This is a genomic window from Halomonas sp. SIMBA_159, from assembly GCF_046536035.1.
Taxonomy (GTDB): domain Bacteria; phylum Pseudomonadota; class Gammaproteobacteria; order Pseudomonadales; family Halomonadaceae; genus Vreelandella; species Vreelandella venusta_A.
In genome coordinates, this window is the sequence record NZ_JAWJBT010000290.1 from 1 (window position 1) to 304 (window position 304).

General features: G+C 34.5%; 1 protein-coding gene. It reads left to right on the forward strand.

Annotated elements, in window-relative coordinates; all coding sequences use genetic code 11:
• Positions 1-304: class I SAM-dependent methyltransferase (locus tag R0J87_RS19345; protein ID WP_498888271.1), on the forward strand; the 304-nt coding region annotated here is incomplete at both ends.

Sequence of the window (304 nt, forward strand, 5' to 3'; positions counted from 1 at the left end):
GCAGGATTTTCAACTCGATTATTTTCTCTTTACTTTGAAAAGGTTATTTCAGTTGATCCCTACCTTGCTGATTATGATTCAGGTGATGCAAATTCAAACTCTTCAAGACTGACACTTGCTCGTGACCTTTTTAGGATTCGCTTTTCTGATGATCCAAGAGTCAATCAAGTTAATAAAAATAGCGAAGAAGTTGCCTCTGAATTTAGAGATAATAGCATTGACTTAATATACATTGATGGGGATCATACTTATGAAGGTGTAAAAAAAGACATTCAGGCTTGGATATCTAAAGTCAAATTAGGCT